The 14,669-nt window shown below is 59.2% G+C and carries 12 protein-coding genes, 1 other RNA gene and 2 pseudogenes; 10 read left to right on the plus strand and 5 right to left on the minus strand.

Features of this window, described 5'->3' with window-relative positions; genetic code table 11:
• Positions 1-27 precede the first annotated feature (27 nt).
• On the minus strand, positions 28-3,321 hold the full coding sequence (locus tag HS101_08080) for a protein kinase (protein ID MBE7506231.1): 3,294 nt from the start codon (positions 3,319-3,321) through the stop codon (positions 28-30).
• A gap of 11 nt (positions 3,322-3,332) precedes the next feature.
• A complete protein-coding gene (locus HS101_08085; GenBank protein ID MBE7506232.1) occupies positions 3,333-3,911 on the minus strand; it encodes a sigma-70 family RNA polymerase sigma factor in 579 nt (192 codons plus the stop codon).
• Between the two features lie 211 nt (positions 3,912-4,122).
• Between HS101_08085 and HS101_08090 the strand changes: the two genes are divergently transcribed.
• From HS101_08090 to HS101_08115, 6 genes and pseudogenes are all read left to right on the plus strand, one after another.
• The gene (locus tag HS101_08090) at positions 4,123-4,941 is read left to right on the plus strand and encodes a ParB/RepB/Spo0J family partition protein (GenBank protein MBE7506233.1); all 819 of its coding nucleotides are present in this window, start codon (positions 4,123-4,125) and stop codon (positions 4,939-4,941) included.
• A 154-nt stretch (positions 4,942-5,095) separates the two neighbouring features.
• The gene (locus tag HS101_08095) at positions 5,096-6,589 is read left to right on the plus strand and encodes a type IV secretory system conjugative DNA transfer family protein (protein ID MBE7506234.1); all 1,494 of its coding nucleotides are present in this window, start codon (positions 5,096-5,098) and stop codon (positions 6,587-6,589) included.
• 94 nt (positions 6,590-6,683) lie between these two features.
• On the plus strand, positions 6,684-7,283 hold the full coding sequence (locus tag HS101_08100) for a hypothetical protein (protein ID MBE7506235.1): 600 nt from the start codon (positions 6,684-6,686) through the stop codon (positions 7,281-7,283).
• A gap of 26 nt (positions 7,284-7,309) precedes the next feature.
• Positions 7,310-7,603: a hypothetical protein gene (locus HS101_08105; GenBank protein ID MBE7506236.1), complete on the plus strand. Its 294-nt coding sequence runs from the start codon at positions 7,310-7,312 to the stop codon at positions 7,601-7,603.
• Between the two features lie 303 nt (positions 7,604-7,906).
• Positions 7,907-8,500 (plus strand): annotated as a pseudogene (locus HS101_08110) (recombinase family protein).
• Positions 8,501-8,716: 216 nt separating this feature from the next.
• Positions 8,717-9,046, plus strand: a pseudogene (locus HS101_08115) (recombinase zinc beta ribbon domain-containing protein).
• On the opposite strand, the gene HS101_08120 reads toward HS101_08115, so the two are convergent.
• Entirely contained in the window at positions 8,975-9,364 is a 390-nt protein-coding gene (locus tag HS101_08120) for a hypothetical protein (GenBank protein MBE7506237.1), read from the minus strand. The pseudogene HS101_08115 and the gene HS101_08120 overlap by 72 nt on opposite strands.
• 152 nt (positions 9,365-9,516) lie before the next feature.
• Positions 9,517-9,870: a transfer-messenger RNA gene (gene ssrA, locus HS101_08125) on the minus strand.
• 275 nt (positions 9,871-10,145) lie between these two features.
• Here ssrA and HS101_08130 point away from each other — a divergent pair.
• Entirely contained in the window at positions 10,146-10,448 is a 303-nt protein-coding gene (locus HS101_08130) for a YggU family protein (GenBank protein ID MBE7506238.1), read from the plus strand.
• Between the two features lie 107 nt (positions 10,449-10,555).
• On the opposite strand, the gene HS101_08135 is transcribed toward HS101_08130, so the two are convergent.
• Positions 10,556-11,338, minus strand: a complete 783-nt coding sequence (locus tag HS101_08135) for a hypothetical protein (protein MBE7506239.1) — start codon at positions 11,336-11,338, stop codon at positions 10,556-10,558.
• Between the two features lie 752 nt (positions 11,339-12,090).
• Between HS101_08135 and hslV the strand changes: the two genes are divergently transcribed.
• The 3 genes from hslV (at position 12,091) to HS101_08150 (ending at position 14,626) form a co-directional block, all read left to right on the plus strand.
• Positions 12,091-12,636, plus strand: coding sequence for an ATP-dependent protease subunit HslV (hslV, locus tag HS101_08140; GenBank protein ID MBE7506240.1), 546 nt, complete (start codon positions 12,091-12,093; stop codon positions 12,634-12,636).
• Positions 12,637-12,824: 188 nt separating this feature from the next.
• Positions 12,825-14,126: a PEP-CTERM sorting domain-containing protein gene (locus HS101_08145; GenBank protein MBE7506241.1), complete on the plus strand. Its 1,302-nt coding sequence runs from the start codon at positions 12,825-12,827 to the stop codon at positions 14,124-14,126.
• Positions 14,127-14,320: 194 nt separating this feature from the next.
• Complete coding sequence (locus HS101_08150) at positions 14,321-14,626, plus strand: tetratricopeptide repeat protein (GenBank protein MBE7506242.1); 306 nt, start codon at positions 14,321-14,323, stop codon at positions 14,624-14,626.
• Positions 14,627-14,669: the final 43 nt, after the last annotated feature.

Genomic DNA, 14,669 nt, shown 5'->3' on the forward strand with positions numbered 1-14,669 from the left:
CAGCTGTGCACAGCCATGTGTGGGATTCTATTCAGGATTGGATTCGTCTTGCGGTTCTGGGGGAGACGCCGGAGTCCTGGATTCGCCGATCTCCCATACGACGACTCTCCCCGGTTCGATGGTGGATTGAGCGGCTGGAAGCGCGTTAGCCGCAGCAAATAGGTGCTCACCGTCGCCGCTCCACGCGACTCCCGGATAGATGTCGGTACTTCCCGCCGAAAGCTCCAAACAAAGTTGCCCAACAGCGAAATCCCACAGTCGTACCTCTCCAGGCTGCGTACTTTCGATCCGCAGCAAACCGCTGCCGCTTGCCAAGCGGAGGCCGTTTGGCGAAAACGCAAGTCCGCCGATTTCACGGCGATGACCCTGAAGTGTGGCTATCGACTCCCATTGTTGGCAATCGAATACGTTGATGCGGCGATCCATTCCGCCGGTTGCCAGCCATCGTCCGTCAGTCGAGAAAGCCAGTGAGGTCATTTCGCCTTGGTGATGAGGAAGGGAGTGAGCCTTTGCTATGCGGGTGGCGTCCCAGATTTCCAGATCGCCATTTTCGTAGCCAATCGCAATCAATTCGCCGTTTGGATTCACTGCCAGTGCGGAGTGCTTAGGGATAGATCGCAGGATTTTTTCCCAATCGAGTGAGTCGGCATTGGGCGCAAGGCGGAACGGCGACGTGCCGAATGCAAAACCGTTGGGCAGGAGATTCAATTCGTCGGTCTGGGAATGCTGTTTCAAGAGGCGTTCCGTCTCGCCAGACCGAGTGTCGAAGAGCGCGATCTCGCGCCAATCTGACCGCCCGTATGACGGCCCGTGCACGCCAATGATCTCGTCAACACCCAACTCATACAGAATTGCCAAACGGTTGCCATTTCCATGCATGGCCCGAATACCTCCCTTCTCACAGAATACCGTGCGGGCGGAGCCTGAATCATCTATTGGCCAGACACGCAGATTACCGGTGGCGTCGACTGCGGCGATGAACATCCCGTTTTGACTCATGGTCAAGGCGTGCACACGTGAGCCGCTGCCGACAAACTGCCCCGTCAGATGTCCCCGAGGGATCTCCCAGCGTTGGACCGCAAACGGCCCGGTCGTGATGATTTCATTCTCATCTGCGGAAAAATACGATCTCAGGAATCCAAGCTGGAGATACGAAAGGTTCGAATCTACTGATTCATGCATCACAATTTGATGATGAGGCTCAATGGTGCAGTCCGTCTTCCCATTTGTAGGATTCCAGACAAAGACTTGGCCGTTAAGCCAGCGACCGGTCGGCATGTTGTAAACGCCATAACTCTGGCTAACGAGGCGCGATCCTTCGTTGTCAAACGAAATGCCGGTGACCGGTCCGGTATGCACAGGTCCTCGCGTCGTAATTTCAGCACTTGGAATATCCCAGACCTGAGTCACGCCGTTCTCAAAGCCAATTGCGATCTTGGAATCGCGAGGGTGAAAAGTAGCCGCAGTCACGGATCCATTCTGAACATCCAGGCTGCGGTTGAACATGCCTCGCTTGTGGTTTCTCGCCAAGTCAGTCGAATCAAAACTCGGTATCGACCAGATTTGAAGATCGTTTCCGGGACTGCCAATGAAGCATGTGCTCCCATCGGGCGACAAAGCCAAACAACTGGTTATGAATCCCGTAGGCGACTGGCGGGTGACCGCCCCGGTGGCGGCATCGATGATGATGAGACGATTATTGTCGGTAAGTGCGATGGCACGGCTTCCTTCTGGAAAAAAGGCGAAATCCGTGATGCGATGATCATCATGCTTGGATAACTGAGTACCATCCTCCACGCGGAAAATGGTCAAACGGCCTTCCTGATCGGTGCACGCTATTTTGTCGCCTTCCGCGCTGAGCGCGATCCGATTCCAGATCGTGCCTTTGCGTGTAATGTTGGACGGCGATGGCGAGGCTGCAACGCGGCGCAGGTAGTACCACTCAAATCCCCTAGGGTCATCATCAGTGCCAATGTGGACATACTTGTCGAGTAGCGCGATTGCGACGGGGGTTTCTCCTCTGTTCAGCGCCGTCTGGGCGTCTCGCATGTCGGCGATGTACTCTCGCCGAATCCGGTCGCTGGTAGCTGTCTTTTCGCGGATTTCCGCTGACTGGGCGCGCGTGGCGAAGTGAATAGACGCGGCCGATCCGCCGAACATGGCAAGCGCGGCAATTGCCAAGACGGTGGTAGCGACGGGCCGCCGCGCGCACCATCGTCGAACCCTGAGGATGCGTCCGGGCATCCGCGCGGCAACCTGCTCTCCGGCAACGAATCTCCGAAGATCTGTGGCGAGATGGGCCACAGTGGCGTAGCGGTCGAGCGGTGATTTTTCAAGACATTGCAGACAAACGCGCTCAAGGGCCTGGGGCACGGCAGGATTGAGTTTGGCAGGGAAAACGGGACGGTCCCACGCGATCTGGTGTAGGGTCGCATCACTGCCTACGCCTGCGGTGACAGGAAACGGGGGACGGCCGGTAAGAAGAAAATAAAGCGTCGCGCCTAAGCCGTACACGTCGCATGACGGCGAAATCGGTCCGAGTCGGGGGTCGGCTTGTTCGGGCGGCATGTAATGCGGCGTACCGAGTCGTTGGAGGGATTTGGTCAGTTTCGTTCCCGCGTCAAGCTGCTTGGCCAAGCCGAAGTCCACAACCAATACCCGACCGCCTTCTTCGACGAGAATGTTTTCCGGTTTTATGTCGCGGTGAATGACGCCCGCCTCATTGGCGCTGTGGCAGGCATCGGCTGCATTCGCAACGATACGGGCGGCGAGATTGGGATCAATCGGCTCGGCGCGCGTAAAACGGTGAAGGTCAACGCCTCTCACGTGCTTCATGGCGATAAACGGCCGTCCATTTACTTCGCCGATTTCGTGCACGGGTACGATGCCCGGATGTCGCAACCGGGCGACGATCTGCGCTTCCTTGCGGAAGCGTCTCATCACTTCCGGCTGACCGATGTGCTCGTCACGGAGAATCTTGACGGCGAACGCTCGTTGCGAGTCGTTGCGGGTAGCGTGATACACTTCGCCGAATCCGCCGCCGCCAATGCGACTGCGAAGAGCGTATCTCCCGAACGACCTTGGTCGGTCTGGCAACCCTTCGGTGTCGCTCGAGCCGCTTGATGCCTGTTGGGTGACGGGTATTCTCGCGCGCATGCGGGCTTGGCGTACTTTGACCGCGTTGGCGATCTCCTGGTGAAGCTCGGGCATCGCGGGATAGGCCGAACAGAAGGCTTCGATGTCTGCCGATGTTTGGGACGGTCCGGCGAGAAAGGCGTCTATCAACTGGGAAATCGCAGCGTTTTGTTGGTGGCCCGCCATGACGTGTGCCGCTACTCCGACGAAAAGTTAAGCGATGTGGAACCGAGCGTCTCCCTTAGGACTTCGAGGGCACGGCTAATACGCGAGTTGACCGTCGCTCTTTTTACGCCGAGCGCAGTGGCGATTTGCGACAGGGTCATACCCTTGAGCCGCAATTCGAACATCGCTTGCGTGTCTTCGGGCAGCTTGGCGATGGCGGCATTCAACCGTTCGTAACGCTCCTTTCTACGCTGGAGCTTGCTCGCCGTAGGCCCTTTTTGGGGTGCTGCGTCCATCACGTTACTGGCCAAGTCAAGCAAGGCGAGCTTGCGCTTGCGGCCGAAATGGCGGACGGCGTTGTGAACGACCGTCGCCAGCCATGCTTCGAATTTCTTTTGCGGATTTTGCCTCACTTCCAGCCCCTTGATGAGGCGGAAACACGTCGTCAAGGCATGCTGGACGATCTCGTCGGTATCGGCGTAGCGACGCAACTGGAGCGATGCCGCATGTAGTGCGACTTGGCCCATCCACGGTCGATAGCGACGCAGGAGCTTCTCCAGCGCTTCGCCATTCCCTTGGGTAGCTTGAAGGATGTGGTCTTCCTGATTCATGCCAGAACCTGACTCAAATAAAAAAATCGGCAAAGAATGAGAGCGCGCGGGGTGGTCGCGCACTGGATAAAGAAGACGGCAGTGCCATACGCGGCACCGTGGAATTGTGGTGGCAACGGACATAACGGCCTTGGCGAGAAACGCATCTGTGTCATCGAGAAGTCCGCTTGGCCTCTAGTTCCGGTCAAACGCCAGCATTTGGAGAAGTGTAATGGAAGACAAGGTAGTTCAAAACATGCCAGTGGATACGCTCGCGTCGCGGCCACAGGTGCGGGATGAATTCAGCCAGGAATCGCTGATTGGGCTGGCCCAGACTATTCGGGAAACGGGGGTCCTTCAACCGCTGATGGTCCGCCGTGAAGGGGCTGAGATCATAGTTGTCGAGGGGCATCGGCGACTTCGAGCGGCCAAGATGGCGGGGCTGATCCAGGTGCCGGTCATTATCGACGACCGTGAACTTTCGGAAAGCGAAGTCCTTTACCGGCAACTGGTCACGAATTGTCAGCGGCAAGGGCTGACGCCGCTTGAAAAAGCGCGGGCGATTGACAAGCTCATTCTCGAATCGGGTTGGTCGCCGTCGGAGGCAGCGGTGAAATTGGGTTTGTCACCCTCCACGATTTCCAAGTTATTGGCGATCCTTTCACTGCCATCAGACATCCAGGACCGCGTGGGTAGTCCGGGCCTGGGACTCAGCGCCGCCTATCAAATCTCCCTGGCGGGTAATGCCGAAGCGCAAGCGCGCATGGCTGACGAATTGGCGAGTGGCACACTGACCCGTGACGACGCGGCGGCGCGGACGCGGGTTCGCAAGTCGCGACGCCGGCCGTTGGCGAAGCGCGAGCGCAGCCGGGTCGGACGCAATCGGGTCGCGATTGCGCTGGGGGACAAGCGGGTCGTGACCATCGCCGGGCCGGGTCTGACGCTCACGTCCATAATCGAGTGGATGTCGGGACTCTTGGACCGCCTGCGTGGGGCGGCCGACCAAAACGTGGACTTGTCCGAGGCCGTCAAGCTGGCCTCTGGCGCGTGAAGGAAGGATGGCCATCGTGAAGCTGATTTCAAGACTGATCAAGCTGTTCGTGTTTGAGTTTTTCAGGGGTCTTGTGTTTGGGCTGGCCCGGACGCTTCGCCGCCGCTGAAGCGCGGGACTCTATCGGAGTTTCTCCGAGATTGGAAGGTTTGGCATGTTGGGAACATTGCTGAAATGCATGTCGCGCAAGCGCCCGAAAGTAGATACATGGAACCTGACCGCTCCATTGCTGTCACTGGGGAAGTATGAGTCCATCTCTCGAATGCGGGCCATGTCCGGCGTTTTCATCGCCGGCCAGACCGGCAGCGGAAAATCCACCTCATCGGCTGCTCACCTAGCCCACGCCATGCTGCGGGCGGGGTTCGGTGGGCTGGTCTTGAGCGTCAAGAGCGAGCGCGAGAACTGGGTGCGGCTGTGCAGCGAAGCCGGAAGGCTACGAGACCTCATGATCGTAGATGCCAACTGCAATTGGCGGTTCAACCCGATCGATTTTGAGGCCACTCGACCCGGGGCTGGGGCCGGGCACACTGAGAACATCGTGCATTTGCTCACGACCCTGCTCCAGACAGCGGGCCGTGCCAACGGACGAAGCGACGGACGCGAGGACAGTCACTATTGGATGAACGCCAACAAGCAGCTTCTTCGCAACGCCATCGATTTGGTCATGCTTGCCCACGGGCGCGTGACGGTTCAAGATCTTTATCAGATCGTCATCTCGGCCCCGAGGTCGCCCGAAGAGGTGCGATCACTCGATTGGCGGAAGCAGTCTTACTGCTTCCAGTGCATGGAGCTGGCGGACAAGCGAGAGAAAACACAACGGCAGGCCAACGACTTCGCCCTGGTGGCGGACTATTTCCTGATTGAATATCCCTGCCTCAGCGACAAAACGAGAAGCGTCATTGTTTCGACTTTCACGTCACTGGTCGATTGCCTCCAGCGCGGAATTCTGCGCGATCTCTTCTGCACCGACAACACCATCACACCGAAGGCAGTCGAAGACGGCAAGATCATCCTGGTGGACATCCCGGTCAAGGAATTCGGGCAGGTCGGCTTATTTGCCAACATGATCTGGAAACTCTCGTTCCAGAAATCCATCGAACGCCGCAACATCCAGTCGAGCCCGCGCCCGGTCTTCCTCTGGGCGGACGAGGGCCATCATTTTATTCACAACGAGGATTCGTTGTGGCAGTCCACCTGCCGCAGTTCGCGGGTGGCTTCTGTCCTCATCACTCAGAATATCCCAAACCTCGACGTGGCCCTGGGCGGTGGCGACACCGGCCGTGCAGAAGCTGAGAGCTTGATTGCAAACTTCGGCACGCTTGTTTTTCACTGTAACACCTGCCAGCGGACCAACGATCTGGCGGCGGGACTCATCGGGAAATCGCTGCGTTGTTTTGCCAACGGCAACATGAGCCATCAGGTGGACGACTGGCCGATGGCGACTTTGGGACTGGGAAGCAGTGGCCAAACCAGTGGGGGATTTAGCGAACAGCTTTCGTACACCGTCGAGCCTTCCGAGTTCACTTTGCTCCGCACCGGCGGGCCGCAGAACGGCTGGGAGGCTGACGCCATCGTTATCAAGAGCGGAGAGACATTCAGGAGTACAGGCCGGATTTACATGCCGGTGACGTTTAAGCAACGGATTTAGTCAGTCCAGCGTTCGCAGTGATTTGAAAGACGGCCTTGGGCCGTCCACGCGGAGAGTCCGCGCACGGATTTGGAAGAAAAACAGGAGCTGACCCATGAACATGAATCAAGATCAGAATCAAATCTCATCCGGCCCTATGCAGTTCAAGACTTTCCTGAGCTGGGTCGTCTTCATTGCCGGGGCGCTGGCGACTTCGGTGGAGGTCTTTCTCCATCGCCGCTTCGGCGAGCGCTACCTGGGCCTTCAGGCGGCGGTCGTTCTGCTGATCGTGCCGTTCTATTCCCTCTTCTGGGAGGGTCATGACCCGACGCCGCTGTTGCAGTTCCTCGTGGCCTACGTCGGCATGTGCTTCCTGGCTCGGATCGGCATCATGGCCCGACTGCGCCGGGGCGGGGCGCAGGAACACTCCCGTTACAACGGCTATCCCCGATTGATGGCCATCACGCGCCGAATCAGCGAGCGCACCATCAAATGCGCCGTCGAACCCTTGCTCGTCTTCTTCGTCGGCGTCTTCACCATGCCGACGAGCGAGCCATTGGGCGGCTATCTGATGCTGGCGGCGCTGGGTCTTCTCATCTCAACCCAATTGACGGCGGGCTACGAGCGCATCCGCGCCCTCGACATGTACGACGCCTACATGAATCAAAATGAAGTGGCTCAGGGTTTTCGCGACATGCGCGGCGAGCGCTGGTGATGTTTCCCAACTGAAAGGACTGCGCCATGCGAAAAGACACTGAAGCGCCTCAACCCAAGATAGGCAGCGGACACGCCGGAGCCATGTGGCGTCAGGGCCTCGCGGAGTTACGCGGAGCCTTCTTCAACGAGTCCAACGTGGCGCAGCCGACGCAATACGGCGTCTGGGGAACGCGAACTCCGGGCGAGGTAGCCGAAGCCCGCCGCGCCGATGCGCGCGACGCGGAGGAAGAAAAAGGATCCATTCTCGACGACTGTCTGCGTCGAGCCGGTGCCCGTGACGATTACGGGAGAGATTCCAGGCAACTGGAGAAGGAGTGACTGCCATGATTGAGTTCCTGATGTGGGTGATGTTCCAGGTGGTGACCACCGTGCTGCTGTTCAAGTGGTATGCCGTCAGGCATCCCGCCGAAGCCGCCATGATGGTGGAGAAGTGGAAGGGCATGTTCTCCAGGTCGTGAACGGCCGTCCGTTCGTGCGGGCGGGGCGACACTGCGATAGTCACCCCGCCCGCCTTCTTTTCTGCCGGGAATCCACAGGTGAATCCATGCCTCCACCGACATCCAATGGCGATAATCCTCGCCCCAGTGCGTTGGATGAGGCGGTGCCGCCGGGCAGTCCGGCATGGATCACGCCGGAGCTCATCCGCGAGACCATTCGCGTCTGGCAGCCGCATTATTCGGCCTCTGTGACCCCCGAGGACGCGGTTACAATTCTCATGTGTGTCGGAGAATTGCTGCCGGTATTGGCAGGGGGTTAACCATGAGTAAGAAATTCGTCGCCTGGGCACGCGTAAGTTCGGTCAAGCAAAAGAAGGAAGGCTTTAGCTTAGAGGATCAGGAATCCCGACTTCGTGAATTCGCTGCCCGTCTGGGTGGAGAGATAGAAAAGCTCTTCAAGATCGCCGAGACGGCGAGCAAGCGGGATGAGCGTGGCACCTTCCGCGAGTTCACTGCCTACGTGAAGCGGCATGCCCGATCACTCGACGGAATGCTCTTCGTGAAGGTAGATCGCGCCGCCCGCAACATTCGGGACTGGTCGGATTTGGAGGAACTCGTCGAGAGTACCGGCGTCCCTCTCTTCTTCCCCGATCAACCGACCGGCGAGACCCCGGCCGGTCGCATGCAGCGGCGCATGTCGGCGGTCTTCGCCTCCTATCAGACCGATCAGCAGGGGGCGGACATTCGGGCCGGTCACAAGCGCCGTATCGAGAGCGGCCTGCCGCTGGGCAACCACTTCGGCTACCGCCACGTCCGCGTGAATGGACGGGGGCTCATTGAGCACGATCCGGTCAACGGCCCGAAGATCAAACGTATCTTCGAGCTCTTCGCCTACAAGCCAATGTCGCTGGATATGCTGGTAGATGCCCTGGCACGTCAAGGCATCGTCTATACGGATCGATATCCGAGATTCGCGCGATCCAAGCTGCATCGCATCCTCTTGAACCGGGTCTATGTCGGCGAAGTGAAGTTCCACGGCGAGTGGTATCCGGGCAAGTTCGAGCCCCTCGTGGATCGCAACACGTTCGAGCTGGTCCAGAATCGCTTGGGAAACAAGGTCCAGCACAAGCAGCAAATCACCTTCACCGGAAGCCTCATTTCCTGCGGCCACTGCGGTCACTTCATCACCGGCGAGAAGAAGTTCAAGCAGTCGCCGGATGGCACGATCCGTGATTATTCCTATTACCGCTGTTCACACTACGCCCGGTCCGGCCATCCCAAAGTGCGGCTGACCGAAGCCCAGATAGATCGGCAGTTCCTCGACCTGTTCGGCAAGCTGAGAATCGACGACCCCGAAATCCGGCAGTGGTTCGTCCAGGTAATTCGCGCCCGCGCCCATGCAGGACAGGAACAAAACCGGGAGCATCGCAAGGAACTGGAGCGGCAGCGCGATCAGGTCGAGGCAAAGCTGAGCGCGCTTCTGGAACTGCGGATGGATGGCGAAGTGTCGCCCGACGATTATGCCACCAAGCGCCGCGAGCTTCACGAGCGGCAAAGCGCGATTCGCCTGCAACTCGAAACGACCGATCAGGATGACAAGGAAATCGCAGACCTGGCGGTCAAGGCGTTTGAACTTTCGCAAAGCCTGACCGAGCGGTGGCTTACGGCGGACTATGCATCAAAACGCACGATTCTAGGCATCATGTGCGAAACGGTGCGTTTGAACTCGAGAAATCTCGAAATATCCCTGAGAAAACCCTTCAATGTGCTGTGTGACGAAGAATTCGTCCCACTAACTGGAGGCGGTGGGAATCGAACCCACGTCCCGAAGCACTTTGGAAACGGCCTCTACGTGCGTAGTCGATTGTTTGTTGTCGATGCCCTGGACGCCAATCGACAGGCTTCCGAAGCATCCAGCTCGACTGTGTCTCGCCGGTTAGCGGCCGAGCAGCACGAACCGGCCAGCCTGCTGATTACCGTCGCCCCGCCTAGCAGGCGTTGGCGGATTGACGGGTAGCCGTTTTAGGCTGCCATGCTCAACTGAGGGTTGGCACGTAAAATTTTCGCCAGGTGTTTAACGAGGCCGCCTGACAACCTCGGCACGCCACACATCTCCTCAACTTGCCCGGTCGAAGCCAATTCGCCCCCGGGATAGCGATCAATTAGGATCGCACTGGGATTGTAGTGGGGCGCGGGGGAATCTCAAGTTGGGGGCCATCGTGACGACGGCGTGTCGATGGGGTTCGGAGCGCGCGGTGGTGGAAGGCTCTGCCGCCCGTTCGGGGCTCGATTGAATGCGTTCGTCGTCGTCTACGGGCTCGCGCCCGCGGCTACGAGCTGTCGCCCCCGTTGGGGGCTGAACTTGAGATGGCGCAGACCGGATCGTTTAATACGGGCTGAGCGGGCGATGAGGGCAAGGTGCAATGAGCTCGCCAGAGTGCATTCGGGCTGTCAAGGGCGGGGTGGAGATCGAATTGAAGGTTGTGCCGGGCGCGTCGCGCAGCCGAGTCGTCGGGCTATTGGGTTCTGCGCTGAAGGTGCAGGTGGCCGCGCCGCCGGAGAAGGGGAAGGCGAACGGGGCAGTGGTGAAGCTGATCGCGAAGACGCTGGGCGTCGGCGAGAAGGCGGTGCAGATCGTGAAGGGGGATACTTCGCCGAACAAGCGGATCAGGGTCGCGGGGGTGACACCGGATGCGGCGGCGAAGGCGCTGGGAGTTGGCGCGTAAGTTCGGACGTCGATGGTGGGATGCGTCCGGCAGAGGCGCCGGACGCTACGTACGGCGGGGTTCGTCGGCCCTCCACAGAGAGCGGCCGGTATATAGGGTGGCGGGTGCTACTTCGAGTCTGATGTTTGTGGTGCGGATTTCTGCTTTGGCGGGCCGCCGATGAGTTCGTGGACGATGAGGTTGTTTCGGATGACGAGCCTGCCTTTGAAGTAGGCGATGGTTCCCTTGCCGCCGTTGATCGCCCAGGATTCGGGCTCGATTTGACTGGTGATGATGTTGATGAGGCTTTGGGCGAGTTCTTCCGGGGTGCCTGACTTGAGTTCGAGGGACGGCCTGCCGGAGGACAGGCCTACGCCCGGGGTGCCGCGGCCGGTGGGCGTTCCGGCGTCTCGGGCGGCGAAGTCGGGCACGACGATGAGCAGGTCCTGAATGTCGTAGGTGCGGGTGACCAGGTCTTTGTAGAGGTCGCGCTTGGTGGAGATGATGATGGTGTTGTCGTCGGCCTTTGCGGCGAGCTCGACCTTGTCCAGTCCGGCGGCGAGGTCTTCGAAGACTAGTTCGATGATCTGTCGGACGGTGACGTCGTGAAGCTTGAGGTTGATGAGCTTGTCGACGTCGATGCCGGCGTCCTCGATGACCTTCCAGCGGACGATGACGTTTGCTTTTCCCTGGCGGGCGAGCCACTCGGTGAACTCTTCGAAGGTCATGTCCTTGAAGGTGGCGTTCTTGACGACGGTGCGAAGAGTTTTGAAGGCGAGGCCGCGCGGGGGTTTTTTCTTGACGGACCTGGTTGATGATTTGGAATCGCGGTCGTCGGACTTTGGCGGAGCGGAGAGGAGCGGGGCGGTGAAACCGAGCAGGAGGATGGCGACGAGAAGGCGGGAAGACATCGGACTACCTCCTGACTGGTGACTTTTCCGTGTCGACGGACCAGACACCATTGGGGGAACGAATCAGATCAATGACTTTGCCTCGCCTGCCAGATATCTCAATGCCTTGGCGGTCGATTTGCAAGTTCCAGGGGCCGGATCTCGGAGCGCCGGACGGCAGCTTGTGGAGATTGAGCGTGAGGCGCTGGACGTTGTCGGTATGGACTTCGAGTCGGCGGTTGCCGGTCCATTTGCCGGTGAGGGAGATTTCTTCGGATGGATTGAATGGATCGTGGGAGGCAACCCAGGGGATGGAAGGTTGGCGCGTTTTGTTGGGGAGAGGTGGTTGCGCGTCGGCGTGCGCATTTGGGGGATCGACCTGCGATGATGCGGCGGAGGATTTGGGTGAGCGGGCGGCGGTTGGCGACGAGGGTTTGTCGCGAGCTACTTCGGAGGGTGGACCGTAAGGGGCAGCGCTGCGAGCGATGGACGAGGATTGCTGAGCGGGGTCTGATGAAGGTTCGGGGATCGTTGAAGAATCGTGGTTTGGCGCGCGCGTGTTTGTGGGCTGGGGGGCAGGCGAGTGGGTTGTCACTTCAGATGATCCGGCATTGGGGGCGGCGCATGCGGAGAGGAGAGCCAGCGTGAGGGTTGCTGACGAGCGCAGGATATTGAGCGTACAGATACGCGGCACGACGCGAGCTCCTATCATGACGGCAGGTGATGGACTCCCAGAGATGATATACACTGTGGGGAGCATGAGGTCACAAGAAATGACAAGGGACAACGGGCGAATTCGATCGACGACGATACTTTCGGTGCGCCGCGATGGGACCGTCGCCATGGGTGGGGACGGGCAGGTGACGCTGGGGGATTCGATCGTCAAGTCGGATGCGGTGAAGATTCGTAGACTCTATAAGGGGCAGGTCTTGGCCGGGTTCGCCGGATCGGCGGCGGATGCGTTCGCGCTGCTGGAGCGGTTTGAGGGCAAGCTGGACGAGTTCAAGGGGAATACGAAGCGAGCGGCGATTGAACTGGCCAAGGACTGGCGGACCGACCGGGTGCTGCGGCGGCTGGAGAGCCTGCTGGCGGTCGCGGACGGGCAAACGAGCCTGATCATCGGTGGCAACGGCGACGTGATAGAGCCGACCGATGGGATTCTGGCGATCGGGAGCGGGGGGACCTGTGCCCTGGCGGCAGCGCGGGCACTGGTGGCCCACACGAAGCTTACATCTCAGGAAATCACGGAGGCGGCGCTAGGAATTGCCGGTGAGATCAACATTTACGCGAATCAGCATATCACCGTCGAGACGCTTTGAACTTCGGCATTGTGAATTGTCCCCGGAAGGATTGACTTAACCCCCGATAATTTCTTATTATTAACGTTAACATTCCGCCGGGCGCGGGGTGCCGGGTTGCCGACAGTGGAGGAAGGTACCACTTCGAACCCATCACCACCTCAGAATATGAATTCTCGAGTCGAATTGGCTCGGAAGGGAGTTCGACGATGCGCAGTGTCGTGTTAAGTCTCACGCTGTCCGTGGGGATGCTGGCGAGCATTAGCGATGGCGCGAAGGGCGTGGTGCCCGCCCAGCTCATTGTGAAGGTCGGTGACATCCACGGTGGGCGCACCGTGTCGGCGTTGAATTCACCATTTACGGATGGTAACGGCAAGGTGGGATTCGTCTCATCCTTCAGCGACAGCACGCGGGGGGTATGGCACAGCAGCGGATTCGTTTTCAACAGCAGCGACCTTTTGCCGAACACCGCAACTGGAAGCGAAGGCACGATGGGCGTCAGCAACACCGGCGGGTTCATCTACAGCCCTTCGTATAACGGCGAAGACTCCGTCGTGACACACGGCGGGAAACTTCTGGCCGGCGGTGACACTATCATGAGCCTGCCCGGTCGGTTTAGTACATTCAGCAGTCGGCCGCGGATGCTTCCGGACGGTACGGCATACTGGATCGGCGGCAGTTCGGCGACCTCCGGCGGAAGCTCGTCGAATCGGCATCTGCTCAAGGCGACGGATCCGACCGACCCGATGAGCATTACGGCTGTCATTTCCGGCGGTGATGTCATTGACGGGAAGACGGTTGAAACCGGATCGTCGAATTTTGATTTTGAGATGTCCGACAACGGTTTGCACCTGGTTCAGGTCCTGGACATGGCGACGGGTTCGTCGGCGAACGACATGCATGTATATCGCGATGGCTCGTTGATCCTTCAGGAGGGCACGGCCGTTGGCGACGGAACCAACTGGGAAGGGCTGGATATCGTCGCGATCAATAACCTGGGCGACTGGATCCTCACCGGAGACACGACAGGTGCGACGGCCACCGATGAGTTCGTCGCCTTCAAGGGCGAGATCAAGGTTCGCGAGGGCGACACGCTGGACGGCACCACGATTGCAAGTGGAGCGAGCCTGCGTGCGGCGAGCATCAATAACCTCGGCGGCGTCGTTCACATGTGGGGCTGGGGCAGCGGCGCGACGGCGCAGGAGCATTTGTTCTATGGACTGGGAGACACACTTCAGAATTCGATCCGGCTCCTGAGCGTCGGCGATATTCTTGACACCAATAACGACACGATGGGCGACTGGCTTATCACCGACTTCGAGGCGAGTGCGACGATCGGGCCGGGTCTCGATTTGGCGGATGACGGCTTTGTGCATCTTGAAGTGAGCATGACGCCGGTCGGCGGCGGCGATGAAGTTGAGGCGATTATTCGCCTCGCCGTGCCGGAGCCGGGCAGTCTTTCGCTGCTGGCCCTGGGCGTTCTGGCGATTGCCCGACGCAGAGGGCGGTAATCGGACCGCTGCCCGATTTTTTGTACATCAGAGCCGTCTCGTTGCATCCTGCGGCGAGACGGCTCTTTTTTGTTTGGGAATCCGCAGGCGGGGATGGCCCCTTGTCGTGAGACGGCGATGTGCAACAATCAGGTGAGACTGAATCGGCAGCAATCGACAGCTCCTGACCCCAGTGTTTGAAGACGAGGTGAAGATTGTCGAGACTCGAACAGCTTCAGAATCTGCTTGCGAAGGAACCGGAGGATGCATTCCTGAACTTCGGCCTGGCGATGGAACTGGCCAAGAACAGTCGATTTGACGAGAGCCTTGTTCAGTTTGAGCGCGTCATGCAGTTCGACCCGAACTACATCGCCGCCTATTTTCAGAAGGCCAAGACGCTGCTGACGATGGGGGATGAAGACGCGGCGAAGGCCGAGCTTCGCCGGGGAATTGCGCAGGCTCAGGCATGCGGGGAAATGCACGCCAAGGGCGAGATGGAAGAGCTTCTTAATTCCCTCTAATGTTTCGCACGATTGACGGCGCGAGCCCTTCGTTCGCCACAAT

Source organism: Planctomycetia bacterium (assembly GCA_015075745.1).
Taxonomy (GTDB): domain Bacteria; phylum Planctomycetota; class Phycisphaerae; order UBA1845; family UTPLA1; genus UTPLA1.

Bases quoted from the DNA above. Each gene is read 5' to 3' on its own strand.
- HS101_08080 (MBE7506231.1), bottom strand. From the start codon at position 3,321: ATGGCGGGCCACCAACAAAACGCTGCGATTTCCCAGTTGATAGACGCC.
- HS101_08085 (MBE7506232.1), bottom strand. From the start codon at position 3,911: ATGAATCAGGAAGACCACATCCTTCAAGCTACCCAAGGGAATGGCGAA.
- HS101_08090 (MBE7506233.1), top strand. From the start codon at position 4,123: ATGGAAGACAAGGTAGTTCAAAACATGCCAGTGGATACGCTCGCGTCG.
- HS101_08095 (MBE7506234.1), top strand. From the start codon at position 5,096: ATGTTGGGAACATTGCTGAAATGCATGTCGCGCAAGCGCCCGAAAGTA.
- HS101_08100 (MBE7506235.1), top strand. From the start codon at position 6,684: ATGAACATGAATCAAGATCAGAATCAAATCTCATCCGGCCCTATGCAG.
- HS101_08105 (MBE7506236.1), top strand. From the start codon at position 7,310: ATGCGAAAAGACACTGAAGCGCCTCAACCCAAGATAGGCAGCGGACAC.
- HS101_08130 (MBE7506238.1), top strand. From the start codon at position 10,146: ATGAGCTCGCCAGAGTGCATTCGGGCTGTCAAGGGCGGGGTGGAGATC.
- HS101_08135 (MBE7506239.1), bottom strand. From the start codon at position 11,338: ATGTCTTCCCGCCTTCTCGTCGCCATCCTCCTGCTCGGTTTCACCGCC.
- hslV (MBE7506240.1), top strand. From the start codon at position 12,091: ATGACAAGGGACAACGGGCGAATTCGATCGACGACGATACTTTCGGTG.
- HS101_08145 (MBE7506241.1), top strand. From the start codon at position 12,825: ATGCGCAGTGTCGTGTTAAGTCTCACGCTGTCCGTGGGGATGCTGGCG.